13 protein-coding genes are annotated in these 21,895 nt (G+C 33.3%); all 13 read left to right on the forward strand.

The annotated features are described in order from the left end of the window. Nucleotides 1-12 precede the first annotated feature (12 nt). On the forward strand, nucleotides 13-1,362 hold the full coding sequence (locus ABZP37_RS06245; protein WP_366186547.1) for a quinol:cytochrome C oxidoreductase: 1,350 nt from the start codon (nucleotides 13-15) through the stop codon (nucleotides 1,360-1,362). Between the two features lie 19 nt (nucleotides 1,363-1,381). Continuing rightward, nucleotides 1,382-2,530, forward strand: a complete 1,149-nt coding sequence (locus ABZP37_RS06250; protein ID WP_366186548.1) for a cytochrome c oxidase subunit II — start codon at nucleotides 1,382-1,384, stop codon at nucleotides 2,528-2,530. Between the two features lie 31 nt (nucleotides 2,531-2,561). Next, complete coding sequence (locus tag ABZP37_RS06255; RefSeq protein WP_366186549.1) at nucleotides 2,562-4,358, forward strand: cbb3-type cytochrome c oxidase subunit I; 1,797 nt, start codon at nucleotides 2,562-2,564, stop codon at nucleotides 4,356-4,358. Between the two features lie 82 nt (nucleotides 4,359-4,440). Further along, on the forward strand, nucleotides 4,441-5,463 hold the full coding sequence (gene ruvB, locus ABZP37_RS06260) for a Holliday junction branch migration DNA helicase RuvB (RefSeq protein WP_366186550.1): 1,023 nt from the start codon (nucleotides 4,441-4,443) through the stop codon (nucleotides 5,461-5,463). Nucleotides 5,464-5,562: 99 nt separating this feature from the next. Then, nucleotides 5,563-6,513 carry a tRNA epoxyqueuosine(34) reductase QueG gene (gene queG / locus ABZP37_RS06265; protein ID WP_366186552.1) on the forward strand — a complete coding sequence of 317 codons (951 nt, stop codon included), beginning with the start codon at nucleotides 5,563-5,565 and terminating at the stop codon, nucleotides 6,511-6,513. 565 nt (nucleotides 6,514-7,078) lie between these two features. Then, complete coding sequence (locus tag ABZP37_RS06270; RefSeq protein WP_366186553.1) at nucleotides 7,079-7,513, forward strand: CBS domain-containing protein; 435 nt, start codon at nucleotides 7,079-7,081, stop codon at nucleotides 7,511-7,513. Nucleotides 7,514-7,667: 154 nt separating this feature from the next. Continuing rightward, entirely contained in the window at nucleotides 7,668-9,947 is a 2,280-nt protein-coding gene (locus ABZP37_RS06275) for an NADP-dependent malic enzyme (RefSeq protein WP_366186554.1), read from the forward strand. A gap of 61 nt (nucleotides 9,948-10,008) precedes the next feature. Then, nucleotides 10,009-10,590: a Holliday junction branch migration protein RuvA gene (gene ruvA, locus ABZP37_RS06280; RefSeq protein ID WP_366186555.1), complete on the forward strand. Its 582-nt coding sequence runs from the start codon at nucleotides 10,009-10,011 to the stop codon at nucleotides 10,588-10,590. Between the two features lie 24 nt (nucleotides 10,591-10,614). Continuing rightward, complete coding sequence (gene sprA / locus ABZP37_RS06285; protein ID WP_366186557.1) at nucleotides 10,615-17,817, forward strand: cell surface protein SprA; 7,203 nt, start codon at nucleotides 10,615-10,617, stop codon at nucleotides 17,815-17,817. A gap of 82 nt (nucleotides 17,818-17,899) precedes the next feature. After that, nucleotides 17,900-18,280: a glycine cleavage system protein GcvH gene (gcvH, locus tag ABZP37_RS06290; protein ID WP_366186559.1), complete on the forward strand. Its 381-nt coding sequence runs from the start codon at nucleotides 17,900-17,902 to the stop codon at nucleotides 18,278-18,280. Then, on the forward strand, nucleotides 18,273-18,659 hold the full coding sequence (locus tag ABZP37_RS06295) for a VanZ family protein (RefSeq protein WP_366186560.1): 387 nt from the start codon (nucleotides 18,273-18,275) through the stop codon (nucleotides 18,657-18,659). The genes gcvH and ABZP37_RS06295 overlap by 8 nt, the downstream gene beginning before the upstream one ends. Nucleotides 18,660-18,774: 115 nt before the next feature. Continuing rightward, the gene (locus tag ABZP37_RS06300) at nucleotides 18,775-20,880 is read left to right on the forward strand and encodes a gliding motility protein RemB (protein ID WP_366186561.1); all 2,106 of its coding nucleotides are present in this window, start codon (nucleotides 18,775-18,777) and stop codon (nucleotides 20,878-20,880) included. A gap of 110 nt (nucleotides 20,881-20,990) precedes the next feature. Continuing rightward, a complete protein-coding gene (gene cyoE, locus ABZP37_RS06305; RefSeq protein ID WP_366186562.1) occupies nucleotides 20,991-21,893 on the forward strand; it encodes a heme o synthase in 903 nt (300 codons plus the stop codon). The last annotated feature ends 2 nt before the right edge of the window (nucleotides 21,894-21,895 follow it).

A 21,895-nucleotide genomic window follows, 5' to 3' on the forward strand; every position in this document is an offset into this window, starting at 1 on the left:
ATCGTAATAGATATGTATACATTTTCAAGTAAATTAAAAACTTTCTCTTTTATCCTTATGGCCGTTGGTATATTGGGTATTGGTTATGGTTTTTTGAATGCACCTAAAGATATTCAGGAAGTTGAAACACTTCTTGCTGCAGAAAGTCATGATGGCCATGGTGCTGTACATCATGAAGAAACTAAAGTGACTGATGAAGCCCATGCTGATGCACATCACGACAAGGCAGAAGTTGCTCACCATGATGCTGAACACACTGAACATTTAAATCACGTTTTGCACCAGTTGCAAAATAAACCTTGGGCTGCATTATATGTTGCTTGTATTTTCTTTTTGTTGATTTCAATGGGAGTTTTAGCTTTTTATGCTATTCAAATAGTAGCTCAAGCTGGTTGGTCTCCTGTTTTATTTAGAGTAATGCAAGGGATTACGGCTTATTTACCTTATGGTTCTGTCATTTTCTTTGTGTTTTTAATTTTATGTGGATTACATTTTAATCATCTATTTATTTGGTTAGATCCAGAAGTAGTTGCTCACGATGAATTAATTGCTAACAAAGCAGGATATTTGAATTTTCCTTTTTGGATTGTTCGTGCTGCTATATTTTTAATTGGATGGAATTTATACAGATACTATACTGCTAAAAATTGTTTAGCTCAAGATGAATCTACTGATAATTCTTTTTACAAAAAGAATTTTAAAATGACAGCTGGTTTTATGGTTTTCTTTATTGTTTCTGAGTCTATTATGTCTTGGGATTGGATTATGTCTGTTGATCCACACTGGTTTAGTACATTGTTTGGATGGTATGTTTTTGCTAGTTTCTTTGTAAGTGGTATTACTACAATTGCATTAGTGACTGTGTATTTAAAGTCTAAAGGTTTTTTAGAATATGTTAATACTAGTCATATTCATGATTTAGCTAAGTTTATGTTTGGTATTAGTATCTTCTGGACTTACTTATGGTTCTCTCAATTCATGTTGATTTGGTACGCTGATATTCCTGAAGAGATTACTTATTTTATTACAAGAATTCAATTGTATAATCTTCCTTTCTTTGGAGCGGTTGTTATGAATTTTGTATTCCCTTTGTTAATTCTTCTAAATACCGATTTCAAAAGAATTTCATGGGTTATTGTAATGGCAGGTGTTGTTATTTTAGCGGGTCATTATATTGATTTCTTTAATATGATTATGCCTGGAACAGTAGGTGATCGTTGGTTCATCGGTGTTTCTGAAATTTCATCCGTTCTTTTCTTCCTTGGATTGTTTATATTTGCTGTCTTTACAGCATTGACTAAAGCTCCTTTGTTGCCAAAAAGAAATCCATTTATAGAAGAAAGTAAACATTTTCATTATTAATATTTAAAGAGATAAACAGATGACAAGTTTGTTGGTAATTATAGTTTTAGTTTTATTAGCTGTTGCTTTGTGGCAATTGACTAAGATATTTGATCTTACTCAAGTAGGTTCAATTTCGGACAATTCGCAGGTAGCTAATGATAATGATAATAATGTACAGGGTTATTTAATGTTTGGCTTTCTAGCTTTCCTTTATATATTAACTATTTATGGTTTATTTGCATGGGGTGGTTTAGTTCTTCATACACCAGCTTCTGAACACGGTGCTCTAGTTGATAGCTTGATGAATATTTCATGGGTTTTATTGTTTATTGTTCAAGCAATTACTCAAGTTTTAATTCATTATTTTTCTTTCAAATACAGAGGAAAAAAAGGGCAAAAAGCATTATATTTTGCGGATAATAATAAATTAGAAGCTCTTTGGAGTATTATCCCAGCGGTAGTATTAGCGGGTTTAATTCTTTATGGATTGTACGCTTGGACTAATATTATGTTTATTGATGACGAAGAAGATACTGTTGTAATTGAATTATATGCACAACAGTTTAAATGGTCTGCTCGTTATGCTGGAGAGGATAATGTTCTTGGTAAAGCAAACGTTAGATATATTGAAGGTATTAATACATTAGGTGTTGATATGTCTGATCCAAATGCTCAGGACGATATTGTTGTTTCTGAATTGCATATCCCAAAAGGAAGAAAAGTACATTTTAAAATGAGATCTCAAGATGTGTTACACTCTGCATATATGCCTCACTTTAGAGCGCAAATGAACTGTGTTCCTGGTATGGTTACTGAATTTGCTTTTGAGCCTATTTATACTACATCAGAATATAGAGAATTGCCTTATATGGTAGAAAAAGTGGCTCATATTAATGACCTGAGAGCTAAGAAGTCTATAGAGTTAGTTGCTAAAGGCGGTACTGTTTTAGATCCTTATACTTTTGATTATTTATTGCTTTGTAATAAAATTTGTGGAGCTTCTCATTATAACATGCAAATGAAAATAATAGTTGATACTCCTGAGGATTATAAAAAATGGATTAAAGAGCAAGCGCTATTAGCAGTTCAGGTAAAAGAAGCTAATGCTACTCCAACATCTGCAATAAGTACTGATACAAGTTCAAAAGATTCAGTTGTTGTTGCTCCAGTAGTAGCAGTAAAATAATATTTATTAAGAAAATTTAAAGTAAACATATATGTCAGCAGAAGGTCACGATCACGGACACGATCACGAACACGAACATCATCATAAAGACACATTCATTACTAAGTATATTTTTAGTATTGATCATAAAATGATTGCCAAGCAATATCTTATTACAGGTATTATTATGGGAGTTATTGGAATTACGATGTCTATGCTTTTTAGAATGCAATTAGCATGGCCTGAAGAATCTTTTAAAATTTTCAATATTTTATTAGGTGATAAATGGGCTCCAGAAGGAGTGATGAAGAATGACGTTTATTTGGCTTTAGTTACAATTCACGGAACTATAATGGTTTTCTTTGTGCTAACCGCCGGATTAAGTGGAACATTTAGTAACTTGTTGATACCGCTTCAAATTGGAGCGCGAGATATGGCCTCTGGATTCATGAATATGATTTCCTATTGGATGTTTTTCTTGTCAGCTGTAATTATGTTAAGTTCCTTATTTATTGAGGCAGGACCAGCATCTGCAGGTTGGACTATCTATCCGCCGTTAAGTGCATTGCCTCAGGCAATTCCAGGTTCTGGTATGGGGATGACTTTGTGGTTAATTTCTATGGCTATATTTATTGCTTCTTCTTTAATGGGGTCTTTAAATTATATCGTTACAGTTATTAATCTTAGAACTAAGGGGATGACTATGACTAGGCTACCTCTTACAATTTGGACGTTTTTTGTTACGGCAATTATTGGTGTGGTTTCCTTTCCAGTATTATTATCAGCGGCATTATTGTTGATTTTTGACAGAAGTTTTGGTACTTCTTTCTTCTTGTCTGATATTTATATCGCTGGTGAGGTTTTACATTATCAAGGTGGTTCTCCTGTATTGTTTGAGCACTTATTTTGGTTCTTAGGACACCCTGAGGTTTATATCGTAATTTTACCTGCAATGGGACTTGTTTCTGAAATTTTAGCAACTAATTCGCGTAAACCAATTTTTGGATATAGAGCGATGATTATGTCTGTTCTTGCAATTGCATTTTTATCTACAATTGTTTGGGGACACCATATGTTTATCTCTGGGATGAATCCATTCTTAGGATCTGTGTTTACATTTACGACTCTATTGATTGCAATTCCATCTGCTGTAAAAGCTTTTAACTGGATTACAACTTTATGGAAAGGTAACTTACAATTGAATCCAGCGATGTTGTTTTCTATAGGTATGATATCTACTTTTATTACTGGTGGTTTAACCGGTATTATTCTAGGAGATAGTACATTGGATATTAATGTTCACGATACTTATTTTGTAATTGCTCACTTCCACTTAGTAATGGGGATTTCTGCTCTTTATGGTATGTTTGCTGGAATCTATCACTGGTTTCCAAAGATGTTTGGAAGAATGTTAAATAAAAACTTAGGATACGTTCACTTTTGGGTAACTGCTATTTGCGCATACGGAGTATTTTTCCCAATGCACTTTATTGGATTAGCGGGATTGCCAAGACGTTACTATACAAATACAAACTTTCCATTATTTGATGATTTACAAAATGTAAATGTATTAATTACCGTTTTTGCGTTAGTTGGTGGAGTTTTTCAATTGGTTTTCTTGTATAACTTTTTTAGCAGTATTTTTTACGGTAAAAAAGCAGTACAAAATCCATGGAGATCTAATACTTTAGAATGGACTACACCAGTAGAACATATTCATGGTAACTGGCCAGGTGAAATTCCAGAAGTACACAGATGGCCTTATGATTATTCTAATCCAGGTCATGATGAGGATTTCGTTCCTCAAACTGTACCGATGAAACCAGGTGAAGAAGTTTTACATCACTAGGAATTAAAAAATATTTTAAAAATGCCTTTCTATTACAGAAAGGCATTTTTATTTACTTGAAACTTTATTATATCTTTGTCTGATGAATGAAAATTTAGACCCTACAACAAACGGTTTCGGTTCAGAAGAATTTGATCTCGAAAAAAAGTTAAGACCATTATCTTTTGATGATTTTGCAGGTCAAGATCAAGTACTAGAGAATTTGAAAGTTTTTGTAGCTGCTGCTAATCAACGTAACGAAGCATTAGATCATACTCTTTTTCACGGTCCTCCCGGTTTAGGTAAAACGACTTTGGCTAATATTCTTGCTAATGAATTGGAAGTTGGTATTAAGATCACCTCTGGTCCAGTTTTGGACAAACCGGGTGATTTAGCAGGTTTGTTAACTAACCTAGACGAACGTGATGTTTTGTTTATTGATGAAATTCATCGTTTGAGTCCTATTGTTGAAGAGTATTTGTATTCAGCAATGGAGGATTTCAAGATTGATATCATGATTGAGTCTGGTCCAAATGCTAGGTCAGTTCAGATTAATTTGAATCCGTTTACATTAATTGGAGCAACGACTCGTTCTGGTTTGTTAACTGCACCTATGCGTGCTCGTTTCGGAATATCTTCTCGTCTACAATATTATACTACAGAACTTTTGACTTCAATTGTAGAACGTTCCGCTTCTATTTTAAAGATGCCTATTTCATATGAAGCAGCCATAGAAATTGCTGGACGTAGTCGTGGTACACCTCGTATTGCTAACGCTTTGTTGCGTAGAGTACGTGATTTTGCGCAAATCAAGGGTAATGGAACTATTGATATTGAGATTGCTCGCTATAGTTTAAAAGCACTTAATGTTGATGCACATGGACTGGATGAAATGGACAATAAGATTTTGACTACTATAATTGATAAATTCAAAGGGGGACCTGTGGGATTGTCAACTTTGGCAACTGCGGTTTCTGAGAGTAGTGAAACCATTGAAGAGGTATACGAACCTTTTCTTATTCAAGAAGGCTTTATTATGCGCACGCCACGCGGTAGAGAGGTGACTGACAAAGCTTACAAACATCTTGGGAGAATCAAAACCAATATTCAAGGCGGTCTTTTTTAAATTTAGGAGCTATTTCCTGCTGTCCGCTCTATCTTTTTATGGCTGAAAAAGCCATAAAAAGGATGCCGCTCCCATCAGGGCTAATATGTTTGACTTGTGTTGAAAAAGTATGAACCCTTAAATAATCACGTTATTCCTAAATCAGAAAATACTCAATTCATAAAATCCGAAGCCAAACGCCTCGGTTTTTTGTCTTGTGGTATATCCAAAGCTGGTTTTTTAGATGAAGAGGCACCTAGATTGGAAAGTTGGTTAAACAAGAACCATAATGGTCAAATGTCTTATATGGAGAATCATTTTGACAAACGCTTAGATCCAACCAAACTAGTCGAAGGTAGTAAGTCGGTTATTTCTTTGTTATTAAATTATTATCCTGAAAAAACACAGCTTTCAGATTCGTATAAAATTTCTAAATATGCTTATGGAACAGATTATCATTATGTAATCAAAGATAAACTCAAAGAATTGTTATTCTCTATTCAGTCGACAATTGGAGAAGTTTATGGTCGTGCATTCGTAGATTCTGCCCCTGTTTTAGATAAAGCTTGGGCTGCAAAATCAGGTTTGGGTTGGATTGGTAAAAATAGTAATCTGATTACTCAAAAAGTTGGTTCTTTCTATTTTATAGCCGAATTAATTATAGATTTAGAGTTGGATTATGATCATGCGGTAACTGATCATTGCGGTTCTTGTACTGCTTGTTTGGATGCTTGTCCAACACAGGCAATTGTTGCTCCTTATGTAGTAGATGGAAGTAAATGTATTTCTTACTTCACCATTGAGCTGAAAGAAAATATTCCCGCAGAAGTCAAAGGACAGTTTGATGATTGGGCTTTTGGATGCGATGTCTGCCAAGATGTTTGTCCTTGGAATCGATTTTCTAAAGCACATAACGAGCCTTTATTTGATTCTAATCCTGAGATTTTGTCTATGTCCAAAAATGATTGGGAAGAGATAACCGAAGAAACATTTAGGGTTATTTTCAAAGATTCTCCGTTGAAACGAACGAAATTTGATGGATTAAAACGAAATCTTAAATTTTTGGAATAAAATTTAGGGACGTTTGTTTTTATTGGTGGATTCTCTAATGACTAGATCATTTATTTTAGAGCTAATTGAATGTTATTTCTTTTCTGCATTTATTCTTCAAGTAATAAATTAAAGGATTTAACTCCTATTTTATAGATTGGTTGGTCAACACTACTCAATATGGTTTGTAACACTTGTGAAATAAGCCAATTGCTAAATCCAATTAAGGCAATTTTTTTGGGTACAGCTATTTTGTTGTCATTTATATTATTCCCCCAAGGAAAGAAGTAGAATTGTTGTGTTTTGTCTTTATTTGAACTATAAAAATTTTGACGAAACCATCATGGTTCCTTAATGATTAACGGTGTTAAAACCACAAAATATAGGTAGACTATTGGATAATATAGGTTTTTCTATGTTTTAGAGATAAATAGGTAAAAGTCTAATATCGATGAGAATATTTGATCTATTTCCCTCTTTTAGTTGGTGTTTTGGTTGATAATATCATTTTTATTTTAAATAATTTGAATTTTTACTTTTGCTTTGGTTTTATTTATTTAATTTTATACGTATAAAAATTTTAGATATGACTGTAAATCAAATATTAAGCGTTAAGGGTGGTCAAGTGTTTTCAATTATTTCTGCAATTTCAGTTTATGATGCCTTAAAAGTCATGGGAGAAAAAAATGTTGGGGCATTACTAGTGATAGAGGAAGGTGAAATAGTAGGTATTTTATCTGAAAGAGATTATGCTCGTAAAATTGTTTTAAAAGAGAAAACGTCCAAAGGTACTTTAGTCAAAGAGATTATGGGTACGGGTATAATTACTGTTAAACCTACGGATAGTATAGATTTCTGCATGGAATTGATGAGTGGTAAAAGAATTAGACATTTACCTGTAGTCGATGGGAATGCAGTTTTGGGTGTAATTTCAATTGGAGATGTAGTAAAGGGGATTATTGAAAGTCAAAAAGAGACTATCAATCATTTAGATTCTTATATCAACGGTACACAAATTTAGTTTTGCTTAAAATAGATATTAAAAAAGTCGCAAATTCTTGTGGCTTTTTTTTTGTTATTTAATGCTAAATTGTTTTTTAAGAAAAGATTAAGATAAAAGCTTCCATTTTAAACCAAGACTTATATCTTTGTAAATTAGGATAAAAATCAAGTATATGAACAAGGACAGTAAAAGAAGAGAGGCGTTATTATATCACGCAAAACCTACTCCAGGAAAAATTCAAGTAGTTCCAACTAAAAAATATGCCACTCAAAGAGATTTGTCATTAGCATATTCTCCGGGTGTAGCTGAACCTTGTTTAGAAATAGCGAAAGATGTTGATAATGTATATAAGTATACAGCTAAAGGTAATTTAGTTGCAGTAATTTCTAACGGAACAGCTGTTTTAGGTCTAGGGGATATTGGTCCTGAAGCTTCTAAGCCTGTGATGGAAGGAAAAGGACTGTTGTTTAAGATTTTTGCAGATATTGACGTATTTGATATTGAAGTTGATACTAAAAATGTTGAAGAGTTTATACAAACGGTAAAAAATATTGCTCCTACTTTTGGTGGTATTAATCTTGAAGATATTAAGGCGCCTGAGTCTTTTGAAATAGAGCGTAGGTTAGTGGAGGAATTGAATATTCCTGTGATGCATGACGATCAGCATGGAACTGCAATTATTTCATCTGCGGCATTGATAAATGCTTTAGAATTAGCAGATAAAAAAGCAGAAGATGTGAGAATGGTTGTTTCGGGAGCAGGTTCTGCTGCTCTGGCTTGTGCAGATTTGTATATGTTGTTAGGGGTAAAACTCGAAAATATATTGATGTTTAACAGTAAAGGTTTGTTGACTAAAAACAATTCTGCATTGTCTGAATTACAACAAAAATATGCAAAAGATATGGACTCAATAAGCCTTGAAGAAGCGCTTGTTGGAGCTGATGTATTTTTGGGGTTATCTTCGGGCGATATTATGTCTGCAAAGATGTTGCTTGGAATGGCTGAAAACCCTATTGTTTTCGCCATGGCAAACCCTAATCCAGAAATTGATTATAATCTAGCTATTCAAACTAGGAAAGATATAATTATGGCTACAGGAAGGTCAGATCATCCTAATCAAGTAAATAATGTATTGGGTTTTCCATATATTTTTAGAGGGGCACTAGATGTTCGTGCATCTAAAATTAACGAGGCAATGAAAATGGCTGCTGTCCAAGCCCTAGCTTCATTGGCTAAAGAGTCCGTTCCAGAACAAGTCAACGTTGCTTATGGTGCTACTAAATTAGTTTTTGGTAGAGAATATATTATTCCAAAACCTTTCGATCCAAGATTGATAGCGATTGTTGCTCCTGCAGTGGCTAAGGCTGCTATGGATTCTGGTGTGGCTAAACATCCAATTACGGATTGGGCAAAATATGAAGAGGATTTATTAGAACGTCTTGGAAACGATAATAAAATGCTTCGTATGATTACCAATAAAGCTAAAATGGATCCTAAGCGCATTGTTTTTGCGGAAGCAGAACATTTAGACGTTTTAAAAGCAGCACAAATTGTTTTAGAAGAAGGCGTTGCTATTCCTATTTTGCTTGGTAATAAAGAAGTTATTTCAGAATTAAAAGAAGAATTAGGTTTTGATGCAGAAGTTGAAATTATAGATCCAAAAGATAAAGAAGAGTCTCCAAGAAGAGATCGTTTTGCTGAAGCTTATTGGGAAACACGCAAAAGACGTGGAATTGCATTGTATGATGCTCAACGATTAATGCGTGAGAGGAATTATTTTGCAGCCATGATGGTTAATACAGGTGAAGCTGATGGTTTGGTGACAGGACATACAAGAAGTTATGCAACGGTATTAAAGCCTATGTTACAACTGGTTAATAAAGCAGCTGGGGCGTCGATAGTAGCCACTACTAATATGATGATGACGGCAAGAGGGCCTATGTTCTTGTCTGATACTGCTGTAAATATTGATCCGACAGCCGAAGAATTGGCGAAAATAGCTTTGATGACAGCTAAAACAGCAAGAATGTTTGGAGTTGAACCAGTAATTGCTATGGTTTCTTATTCTAATTATGGTTCATCGACAAATGCTAGAGCTTCTAAAGTTAGAGAAGCAGTTGCGTATTTACATGAAAATCATCCTGATTTAATTGTTGATGGTGAAATTCAATCTGATTTTGCCTTAAATCCTGAGATGTTAAAACAGAAATTTCCTTTTTCTAAATTAGTTGGGAAAAAAGTTAACACTTTAATTTTTCCAAATTTAGACTCAGCAAATATTACATATAAATTGTTGAAAGAGTTGAATAAAGTGGAGTCAATTGGTCCAATTATGATGGGAATGGGTAAACCTGTTCACATTTTTCAATTAGGAGCAAGTGTGGAGGAAATGGTCAATATGGCGACAATTGCAGTATTGGATGCTCAAGAAAAAGGGAAAAACAAAAAATAATTTGAAGTTCTTTTCAATGGAAGTTTAGTAGAACTTTTAGCGAATTATATTTAATAAATAAATGATAGCACATTTACAAGGGAAATTAGTTGAAAAAACACCAACTGATGTGGTGATAGACTGCAATGGAGTAGGGTATCATGTGAATATTTCATTACACACCTATTCCTTATTACCTAACTCTGATTTTGTTAAATTATTTACCCATCTTCAGATAAAAGAAGATGCTCATACTTTGTTTGGATTTATAGAAAAATCAGAAAGAGAAATTTTTAAATTATTATTATCTGTTTCAGGAATTGGAGCTAGTATTGCTAGAACCATGTTGTCTTCATTGAATCCACAACAAGTAACCAATGCAATTGCTTCTGGTGATGTTACAACTATTCAGTCGGTTAAAGGAATTGGGAGTAAGACAGCTCAAAGAGTGATTTTGGATTTGAAAGATAAGATGATCAAGTTGTATGATATTGATGAAATTTCAATCTGTCAAAGCAATACAAATAAAGATGAAGCGTTATCTGCACTAGAAGTTTTAGGATTTGTACGTAAAACATCCGAAAAGATTATTGAAAAAATCGTAAAAGAAGATCCTGATGCATCTGTTGAATCGATTATCAAGCAGGCTTTAAAAAACTTTTAAATAAAATTAAAAAACACGAATTGTATGTATAGGATTTATACTTTTTTGCTGGTTTTATTTTGTGGTTTTGTATCGCAGGCTCAAGAAAATGAAATTGCTCAAGATACTGTCAAAAAGGGATATTCTCTTGGAAAGGTTGAGTTGAAAAAACCTCAGAGTATTCTCTCGGCATATACTTATGACCCTGTAACGGATAGATATATTTATACTAATTCAGTTGAAGGGTTCTCTATTAGTTATCCAATCATTTTGACGCCAAAAGAATATGAAAGCTTAGTCCTGAAAGAGTCTATGCGAGATTATTTTAAACAAAAATCAGATGCAATTGATGGTAAAAAAGAAGGAAGCGAAGAGGCGAAGAAAGATTTACTTCCTAAATATTATGTGAATTCTGGTTTTTTTGAATCGATTTTTGGCGGAAATACAATTGATGTAAAACCAACGGGCTCTGTTGAAATGGATTTAGGAGCACGTTACTCTAAACAAGATAATCCATCTTTTTCACCAAGAAACAGGTCTAATCTCGCTTTTGATTTTAATCAAAGAATCAGTATGAGTTTAATGGGGAAAGTAGGAACTAGAGTAAATGTTAACGCTAATTACGATACTCAATCTACTTTTGCTTTTCAAAATTTACTAAAGTTGGATTACACTGCAACTGAGGATGATATCTTTCAGAAAATTGAGATAGGTAATGTAAGTATGCCTTTAAATAGCTCTTTGATTCGTGGAGCCCAAAGTTTATTTGGTGTAAAAGCACAGTTGCAATTTGGTAAAACTACTGTAACAGGTGTGTTTTCAGAGCAAAAATCACAAACCAAAAGTGTTGTAGTTCAAGGAGGAGGGACAATCCAGAATTTTGATGTTTTTGCTTTGGATTATGATAATGACAGACACTTTTTCTTGTCGCAATTTTTTAGAAATAAATACGATAATGCGCTTAAAAATTATCCATTCATCGATAGTAGAGTTCAAATTACAAGACTAGAAATTTGGGTTACTAATAAGCAAAATAGAGTGACAACGAACTCTAATAATTTAAGAAATATTATTGCGCTTCAAGATTTGGGAGAAGGTCAAATCACTGGTATTCCAGATTATGAAGTGGTGATTTTAGACCCCTCTACAGGAATGTTTAATAATCCAATTGATTCCCCTTCTGACAATTCAAATAATAAGTTTGATCCAACTAAAATTGGTGTTGGTACTAGTTTCTTAAATAGTAATATTCGTGAAATAGCCACTGCAAATTCTGGTTTTAATGGGTTTACACCTAGAGAAGGCCAAGATTATTCTAAATTAGAAAATGCTAGAAAATTGTTGCCTAATGAATATACTTATCATCCACAATTAGGATACATATCTTTGCAACAACGATTATCAAATGATGAAGTTCTTGCAGTAGCTTATGAATACACCATAGGTGATAAAGTTTATCAAGTGGGGGAATTTGGTAATGATGGTGTAGAATCTACAGTTGTAACGGGAGGTAGCTCTTCCGGTCAAGCAGTTATTACTCAAAGTTTACTATTGAAAATGCTGAAAAGTAATTTGACCTATGTTAAGCGTAAAGCGATGTCAATAGGAGGAATAGAAGTTGAAGTTTCAACTCCAATCTGGAACTTGATGATGAAAAACATTTATCAAATCCCAGGTGCTTATCAAGTCAAACAAGAAGATTTTAGATTTAATATTTTATATACAGATCCGTCTCCTTTAAATTACATTACTGAAGCTAAAAATACTGCTGGAGTAATTGTTCCTTTCCCTTCTAATCCTGCTGCTGCTAATAAAGTAGCTGAGACTCCATTGTTGAAAGTTTTCAATCTGGATAAGTTAAACTATAATAATGATCCTCAAACTGGTGGAGATGGTTTTTTTGATTTTATGGAAGGATTAACTGTGGATTCTCAAAATGGGAGAATCATTTTCACGACCAAAGAGCCCTTTGGAGAATTGCTTTTTTCTAAATTGAAAAACCCATCTAGTGCAGAGAATTACAATGATCCTACTACTTATAATGAAAATCAGAAAAAATATGTTTTTCGAACTATGTACCGTAATACCCAAGCAGGTTCATTAGAAGATAGTGATAAAAATAAATTCTTATTAAGAGGTAAGTATAAATCAACTGGAGGTGATGGGATTCCTATTGGGGCATTTAACGTGCCACAAGGTTCGGTGGTAGTTACTGCAGGAGGTCGTAAATTAGTGGAAGGTGTCGATTATAGTGTGAATTATCAACTGGGGCGTGTTCAAATTTTGGACGCCTCTTTGCAAGCGTCTAATACTCCTATTAATATTTCCCTAGAAAATAATTCAATTTTTGGTCAACAAACGACCCGTTTTATGGGAGTAAATGTGGAGCATAAAATATCAGATAAATTTGTTGTTGGAGCAACTTTATTGAAAATGTCTGAAAGACCATTTACACAAAAATCAAATTATGGACAAGAGTCTGTAAATAATACTATTTTTGGATTTAATACAAATTTTTCTACCGAAGTGCCTTTCTTTACTCGATTAGTAAATAAATTACCTAATGTAGATACGGATGTTCCTTCTAGCTTGTCTGTAAGAGGTGAAGTTGCTTTTTTGAGGCCAAATGCATCTAAGATCGATAGCTTTAATGGCGAATCAACCATTTATGTTGATGATTTTGAAGGCTCGCAATCTACTATTGATATGAGGTCTCCTTATGCTTGGAGTTTGTCTTCAACTCCAGAAAGAAATGCTTCGAGTACTTATGATTTTGGAGGTAATGCCAATGATTTAAGTTATGGTTTTAAGAGATCTAAATTAGCATGGTATTCAATAGATCCAGTTTTTTACACTTCTAAGCCTGCAGGTGTGTCTAATAACGATTTGTCGTTGAATAAAACTAGAAGGGTGTATAGTGAAGAGTTGTATCCATTAACAGATATTGCTTTAGGACAGACACAAGTAGTAAGTACTCTAGATTTAACATATTTCCCTTCGGAAAGGGGGCCCTATAATAATAATGCGAATTATGCTTCGAATCCAAAAGAGAATTTTGGAGGAATTATGAGAGCCATTAACTCCACTAATTTTGAGCAAGGAAATGTTGAATATATTCAGTTTTGGGTTCAAGATCCATACGTAGGAAAAGGAGAGGTATCATCAGTTAATACCGGAAAACTGTATTTTAACTTAGGAGAAGTATCTGAGGACATATTAAAAGATGGTAGAAAACAATTTGAAAACGGATTAGGTCCAGATCAAATTTTGACTAACCCACGACCAATTTGGGGAGATGTACCAGCTTCACAGTCATTAATTTATGCGTTTGATACAGATGTGAATAATCGTGCCAATCAAGATGTTGGTTTGGATGGTTTGTCCAATGGTAAGGAGGCAGAAGTATATACAAACTTCGCTTCTGAACCTGATCCAGCTGCCGATGATTATACTTTTTATCTAAATACAACGGGAAGTATAATTAACAGATATAAGAATTACAATGGGGTTCAAGGGAATTCAGCAGTAAATATTACCGATGCGAATAGAGCTTCAACTTCAGTTCCGGATGTTGAAGATGTAAATAGAGATAATACCATGAATACCATTAATGCTTATTATGAATATAGCGTTGATATGAAAAAAGACATGAGTATTGGGGAGAATTATATCACTGATATTCGTGAGACTCAGGTTACTTTACCTAATGGAGAAACAACCCCTGCTAGATGGATTCAATTTAAAATTCCAATTGCTAAGCCTCAAAATACTATTGGGCAAATTGATGATTTTAGATCCATTCGTTTTATGAGAATGTTTGTGACTGGGTTTGATGAAGAGGTAACGCTACGTTTTGGTTCATTGGATTTAGTGAGAGGTGATTGGAGAAGGTATGGCAGTACTCTTGATTTTAATGATACTAATGTTGATGATGATGGTACTAATTTAGATGTAATTGCGGTAAATATTCAAGAAAATAATACACGTTGTCCTATTAATTATACACAACCTCCAGGGGTGGTTAGGGAACAATTGTATAATAATAATACAATAATTAATCAAAATGAGCAAGCCTTGTCTCTAAGGGTTTCTGGGGATGGATTGGAGCCTAAAGATGCTAGAGCTGTCTATAAAAACGTAAGTATTGACATGCGTCAGTATAAGAGATTGAAAATGTTTTTACACGCTGAGTCATTGCCTAATCAGTCTTTATTGGGTGATGATAAAATGGTTGGTTTTATTCGTTTTGGAAATGATTTTAATCAAAACTTTTATCAGATTGAGATTCCTTTAAAAGTGACTATTCCTTCAAATTGTTCTCCTTTAAGTGCTGAATTAGTTTGGCCTGAAAGTAATCAGATTGATTTAGCATTATCCTTATTAACGAAATTAAAAATCCAATCAAAGATTATTGATCCTACTACCTTGCCTTTGGATGGAATTTACTTTCAAAATGAGGAAGATTTAGATGGTTCCGCTAGTTCAAAAACAAATAAATTACGTTTAGGAGTGAAAGGTAATCCGAATTTCGGATTAGTACGTACTTTGATGGTAGGGGTGAAAAGTAACGCTACAGATGCAGAAGGAAAAATTAAAGGGGAAGTTTGGTTTAATGAACTTCGATTATCTGAGATGGACAATGCTGGTGGTATGGCGGCATTATTAAATGTGGATACTAATTTTGCTGATTTAGCTACTGTATCCGCTACAGGTAAAAAGAGTACAGTAGGTTTCGGTGCTATTGAGCAAGGTGCAAATGAACGTAGTCGTGAAGATATTCAACAATATAATATTGTAACTAATATTAATTTAGGAAAGCTATTGCCTAGTAAATGGGGGATTAATTTGCCGTTTAATTATTCAGTAGGAGAAGAAACTATAACGCCTTTGTATGATCCTTTTAATGCTGATATTAAGATTAAAGAATTGTTAGAAAACACAAATAGTCAGGCTGAGAAAGATAATATTGTTAATAGAGCTGTGGACTATACAAAACGGACTAGTATTAATTTTATTGGAGTAAGAAAACAAAGGAGTCCTGAGCAAAAACAACATGTTTATGATCCTGAGAATTTTACTTTCTCTCAATCTATTAATAAAGTAGAACGTCATGATTATGAAATTGAGGATTATTTAGATCAGCAAGCTTTGACTGCTGTGGATTATTCGTATAGTTTTCAATCGAAAGCTATTGAGCCTTTCAAGAAATCTAAATTCATGAAGAAAAGCACTTATTGGAAGATGTTAAGCGATTTTAATTTTAATTATTTACCTTCTAATATCACTTTTAATACAAATATTAACAGGCAATACAATCGCCAACAATTTAGACAAGTGGATGTAGAAGGTATAGGCCTTGATCCATTGTATAGAAGGAATTTTGCATTTAATTACCAATATGGAGTAAATTATAATTTAACGAAATCGTTGAAATTAAATTACACGGCCTCATCCAATAATATTGTAAAAAATTATTTAAATGAGGATAATGAGCCTATAGCTGATTTCTCAATTTGGGACGGATATTGGGATAGTGGAGATCCGTTTAATCATACACAACAATTAGTGGTGAATTACGAATTACCTATTAATAAGATTCCTGTATTTAGCTTCGTTAAAGCAAATTACACCTATACAGGGAATTATAGCTGGCAACGTGCTTCTACGTTTTTATCCGAATTAGAAATTGACGGTTCCGTATATAATTTAGGGAATACTATTCAAAATGCTAGAGCACACACTCTGAATAGTAGTTTTAATATGGATATGCTTTACAAATATTTAGGGTTAACTAAGGCGAGTAGCAGGCAATTAATGAAGCCTAAAACAATACCAAAGCCTGGTGAAAAGGTGACGAACATTACAGCAGCTAGGCCTGATGCTAAGCAAAGTCCGTTTGTAGATGGATTGATGGGGGTTTTGACAAGTGTAAAAAACATTCAACTTAATTATACCGATAATAGTGGAACAGTTTTGCCTGGTTTTACACCTGGTCTAGGCTTTTTTGGTTCCTCAAAACCAAGTTTAGGCTTTGTTTTTGGTAGTCAAGATGATATTCGATTTGAAGCGGCTAAGAATGGTTGGCTGACAGATTATCAGGATTTTAATCAAAATTTCACACAGGTTAATAATAAAATATTGAAAGTAACCGCAAATGTCGATTTGTTCCCTGATTTAAAAATTGATTTAAATGCAGACCGATCGTATTCTAAGAATTTTACCGAGCAATATGATGTGTCTTCTGACGGAACGTATAATTCACGTTCTCCATATACATATGGTATGTTCTCTATCTCCACGGTTATGATTAAGTCGGCTTTTTCTACTAGTGATGAGAATATTTCAGAAGTATTCAATGAGTTTAGAGATAATAGGCTTGTGGTGGCAAATCGTTTGGCTACTGAAAGAGGGATAGATGTAAATAATCCGGCTAATTTAGATGCAGAAGGTTATCCGATAGGTTTTGGGAAAAATAATCAAGCAGTTTTGTTGCCAGCGTTTTTGGCAGCTTATACTGGGGGAGATGCTTCGAGTACTTCACTTGGTGCTTTTAGGAATTTTCCAATTCCAAACTGGTCTGTGAAGTACAACGGTTTGATGCGATATGAGGTTTTCAAGAAGAATTTCAAGCGCTTTTCTTTGCAACACAATTATAGAGCGTCATATACTATTAATCAATATCGTTCTAATTTTAAATATGATGATAATCCAAATGGAACTGATGATAGTGGTAATTTTTACAACAAAACATTAATTTCGAATATTAACTTAGTAGAGCAATTTAGCCCGCTAATTCGCGTTGATTTTGAATTGAAAAATGCATTTAAATTCCTTACCGAAATTAAAAAAGATAGAGCGTTATCGATGAGTTTTGATAATAATTTATTAACAGAGGTAAAAGGTATTGAGTATATCATAGGTTTGGGTTATAGATTTAAAGATGTTATTTTCTCTTCTAGGTTAGCTGATAATCCAACGGGAGTAATAAAAGGTGATATCAATATGAAAGCAGATTTATCTTATCGTAACAATCAAACTATTGTACGTTATTTAAATTATGATAATAACCAATTAGCGGCGGGACAAAATATTTGGTCTTTAAAGTTTACTGCGGATTATTCGTTTAGTAAAAATTTAACTGCCATATTTTATTATGATCACTCGTTCTCCAAAGCAGTTATATCGACTTCATTCCCGTTAACAAACATTCGATCTGGTTTCACGCTGCGTTATAATTTTGGGAATTAATTTTATAACTAAATAGAATTTGTATAGAAGATTGTTACATTTGCAAAATAAAATTCAATTATCAATTATCAATTAATTTAAAATGAGTATACCGTCAAATTTAAAGTACACTAAAGATCACGAGTGGGTTAGTCTAGAAGGAGATATAGCAACTATTGGGATTACCCATTTTGCACAAAAAGAATTAGGTGATATCGTTTATGTAGAGGTAGAAACTTTGGATCAAGTTCTTGAGAAAGATGAAGTTTTTGGTACTGTTGAGGCTGTAAAAACAGTTTCTGATTTATTTCTTCCCTTGGCGGGAGAAGTTATAGCATTTAATGATTCATTAGAAGATACGCCTGAAGCTGTGAATTCAGATCCTTATGGAGCTGGATGGATGATAAAAGTAAAAGTATCTGATGTGGCTGATTATGAAACTTTGCTTTCTGATGCTGATTATAAAGCTTTAATAGGTGCTTAAGAAATTATTCTTGTCCGCAGCTACCTTATGGACTTCCATTGTACTTGTTTTATGTTTAATACGATTAGATGGAGCCCCACAAGTTGAAGTTGTGAATTTTGATAAATACATTCATGGTGTTTTTCATTTTATTTTTACAATGCTTTGGTTTTTGTTTTTCAAATTGCATTTTAAAAAGGAGAATAAATTCAAGCCTTTTGTAGTTTCATTTTTGCTCTCAGTATCGTTTGGTGTATTGATTGAAGTATTGCAACAATGGTGTACACAAAGTCGTACTGGTGATTTGCTTGATGTTCTAGCAAATATGTTTGGGGCGACTGTAGCAATAGGGCTATTCTATATATTAGATAGTTATAAGTTTTTGAGTAAAATATGTTAATAAAATCCCGCCTTGGTGGGATTTTTATTTTAGATGTCTATAAGAATCATTAGATTTGAATTGGTTCTTGTTATTGATTTAATAATTTAATGGTGTAACTGCGATTTATATAATTATGAAAAAAGTTTTTTTTACCTCCCTTCTGTCTTTGTTAGCTTTAGTATCTGTTGCTCAAAGTATAGATTCTAATTTTCAAGAACGCTTTCCTGTTTTTGGTAAGTGTGAAAATTTGAATAATAAGGATCTTGAAGTTTGCTTTTATACAAAAGTGCAGGAATTTATTTTTCAAAATTTTATTGTACCTCCTCATTTAGTTAAAAAAGACTTTAAAGGTGTCGTAGAGGTTCTTTTTGAAGTGGATGTAAACGGTGTGTTTCAAGTTATTTATGTTAATGCAGTTGATGATGAGTTAATCAAAGAAACCAAAAGAGTTTTTAGTAAATTCCAAAAAATTCAACCTGCAACTTATAGCGGAAAAGCAACCTATTCTAAATTTAATATTTCGGTTTCTATTCCTTTACGAAGTTCAGAAGTTGAAAATGCTACGGTAAAAACGGATCCTACTTTTATTAGAAATAATGATAAGCAACTAACGGAGTTAGAAAGTTTGGTTTATAAGAAGTATTCTAATCCTGAATATGAAAGTCATTTGAATATTCCTTTTTCGCATAGTTATTATGCACAATTTGACGGTGCTTTAAATCAAATAGGGAGTAATAATCATACTGCTTCTAAACCTTATACTTATGCTGAGGTGTCTAAATACTACAATATTAAAGACGCTAATGAGAGTTTGCAAAAGAAAGCATCTAGTTGGTGGTCAAAGAAACTGTGGAATGAAAACATGGTGGCTATTCAAGGGGAAGATTATTGGTTTAATGTTAATCCAATTTTAGATTTGCAGGTAGGGAAAGATAGTGGTAGTGAGTTGCCTTATACTTATGTAAATACAAGGGCAATCAACTTTAGAGGAGGATTAGGGAATCAATTAAACTTTACGACTACCATATTTGAAAGTCAAGGTCGATTTTCGGATTATTTTAACCGTTATGCGGAATCAATTAAACCTGCGGGAGGGAATCCAGCAATTATTCCAGGTATTGGAATATCTAAAAAGTTTAAAACAGATTCTTATGATTTTCCTTTGGCGGAAGCTAATTTGACTTTTACGCCTAATAAATTTATTGATTTGCAATTGGGTTATGGGCGTAATTTTATAGGGGATGGATATCGTTCTTTGTTGGAAACTGATGGAGCTAGTCCTTATCCTTTTTTTAAAATCAATACTAATTTCTGGAAAATTAAATATACGAATACCTATATGTGGTTGAAGGATGTTCGTCCTGAAGTTACGATCGATCGTACTTATGCGACTAAATTTATGGCAAATCATTATTTGAGCTGGAATGTTTCAAACCGATTGAATTTAGGTTTCTTTGAGTCAGTAATATGGACCAATACTAATGATAGAGGTTTTGATGCTAGCTTTGTGAATCCAATTATTTTTTATCGTTCGGTAGAGTTTGCCTCTTCAGCACGAACAGGAAATGCATTGTTGGGGGTAACGTATAAATACAAATGGAATAATCAATTGAATTTTTATGGGCAATTTCTTTTGGATGAGTTCTCACTTGGAGATATTAAAGAAGGCGATAATAGTTGGAAAAATAAATTTGGTTATCAGTTAGGCGCTAAATATTATAATGCATTTAAAATAGATAATTTATTGTTGCAGTTAGAGTATAATCATGTACGTCCTTACGTGTATTCTCATAGTGATCCTATTACAAATTATGGACACAATAATCAAAACATAGGGCATCAATGGGGGGGTAATTTTAAAGAGTTAATTGTAATTGCTAGATATCATAAAAATCGTTTTTTTGCTGATGCAAAAATTACAACGGGAACTCGAGGGTTTGATATCTCTAATACAGGAGTTAAAAGTAATTATGGTAGTAATATTTATAGAGATTATGATTTAGATCGTTATGCTGATGCTGGCGTGAAAGTTGGACAAGGAAATAAGGCTAAAATCTTTATCGGAGATGTTCAGGCCGGCTATTTAGTGAATCCCTCAACCAACTTAAAGTTGTTTGTGAGTTATATTTATAGGAATTTTGAACCTGTACAAAATACTGCTACTATTTTTAAAGAAAGTACTAATTGGTTTAATCTTGGGCTTCGTGCTGACGTGTTTAATTGGTATTTTGATTATTAAATAATCTGAAATAGAGTTTTAACTGTTTTTAACTGAAAAATCTAAAACCTAGATTCTATATTCTCCAATCTAATTTGTACATTTGCGCCAGTCTAAAAAATTAAGTTCAGTTGAATTCTATATCAAATACATTTTCTGTTAAATCCCTTTTTTCTGATTTTAAAGAAATAACAAAAGCAGGACTTGCTATTAGTGTTTTATTTTCCTCAATTGCAGGGTATTTTTTAGGGTTTAGCGAAGAGAATCCTTTTCAATGGTCAGTTTTGATAAAGCTTGCTATTGGCGGATATTGTATGGTTGGTGCTTCAAATGCTTATAATCAGGTGATTGAAAAAGATTTGGACTTATTGATGGATAGGACTAAAAATCGTCCAGTGCCATCAGGAAGAATGTCTTCTCGAACCGCCTTGATTGTGGCAACAATATTGACTTTAGTTGGTTTAAGTCTGCTGTATATGATCAATCCAAAGACAGCAATGTTTGGTGCGATTTCAATTTTTTTATATACAAGTGTTTATACTCCTTTGAAAACAGTAACTTCGTTATCTGTTTTTGTTGGTGCTTTTCCTGGAGCGATACCTTTTATGTTAGGATGGGTGGCCGCTACAGGTGATTTTGGAATTGAAGCCGGGACTTTGTTTTTGATTCAATTTTTCTGGCAATTTCCTCATTTTTGGGCTATTGGTTGGTTTTTATATGAAGATTATGAGAAAGCAGGTTTTTTCATGTTGCCAACTGGGAAAAAGGATAAAGGAACTGCATTGCAAGTTATATTATATACCGTTTGGTTAATTGTTGCTTCATTGTTACCTGCATTAGGTTATACTGGACAATTGCATATTGGATTAATAGCTGCGGCTTTAGTTTTTTTATTAGGACTGTGGATGTTGTATTATGCGGTGCAATTGTATAAGTTGAGAACTGCAAAAGCGGCAAGAACATTAATGTTAGTGAGTGTGTCTTACATTACTTTATTGCAGCTGGTTTATATATTTGATAAATTTTTAAGATAATT

It is taken from the genome of Flavobacterium ovatum (assembly GCF_040703125.1).
Taxonomy (GTDB): Bacteria; Bacteroidota; Bacteroidia; order Flavobacteriales; family Flavobacteriaceae; genus Flavobacterium; species Flavobacterium ovatum.

What these genes read in the sequence shown, in the direction of transcription:
- ABZP37_RS06245 (WP_366186547.1), top strand. Translation starts at nt 13, where the DNA reads ATGTATACATTTTCAAGTAAATTAAAAACTTTCTCTTTTATCCTTATG.
- ABZP37_RS06250 (WP_366186548.1), top strand. Translation starts at nt 1,382, where the DNA reads ATGACAAGTTTGTTGGTAATTATAGTTTTAGTTTTATTAGCTGTTGCT.
- ABZP37_RS06255 (WP_366186549.1), top strand. Translation starts at nt 2,562, where the DNA reads ATGTCAGCAGAAGGTCACGATCACGGACACGATCACGAACACGAACAT.
- ruvB (WP_366186550.1), top strand. Translation starts at nt 4,441, where the DNA reads ATGAATGAAAATTTAGACCCTACAACAAACGGTTTCGGTTCAGAAGAA.
- ABZP37_RS06270 (WP_366186553.1), top strand. Translation starts at nt 7,079, where the DNA reads ATGACTGTAAATCAAATATTAAGCGTTAAGGGTGGTCAAGTGTTTTCA.
- ABZP37_RS06275 (WP_366186554.1), top strand. Translation starts at nt 7,668, where the DNA reads ATGAACAAGGACAGTAAAAGAAGAGAGGCGTTATTATATCACGCAAAA.
- ruvA (WP_366186555.1), top strand. Translation starts at nt 10,009, where the DNA reads ATGATAGCACATTTACAAGGGAAATTAGTTGAAAAAACACCAACTGAT.
- sprA (WP_366186557.1), top strand. Translation starts at nt 10,615, where the DNA reads ATGTATAGGATTTATACTTTTTTGCTGGTTTTATTTTGTGGTTTTGTA.
- gcvH (WP_366186559.1), top strand. Translation starts at nt 17,900, where the DNA reads ATGAGTATACCGTCAAATTTAAAGTACACTAAAGATCACGAGTGGGTT.
- ABZP37_RS06300 (WP_366186561.1), top strand. Translation starts at nt 18,775, where the DNA reads ATGAAAAAAGTTTTTTTTACCTCCCTTCTGTCTTTGTTAGCTTTAGTA.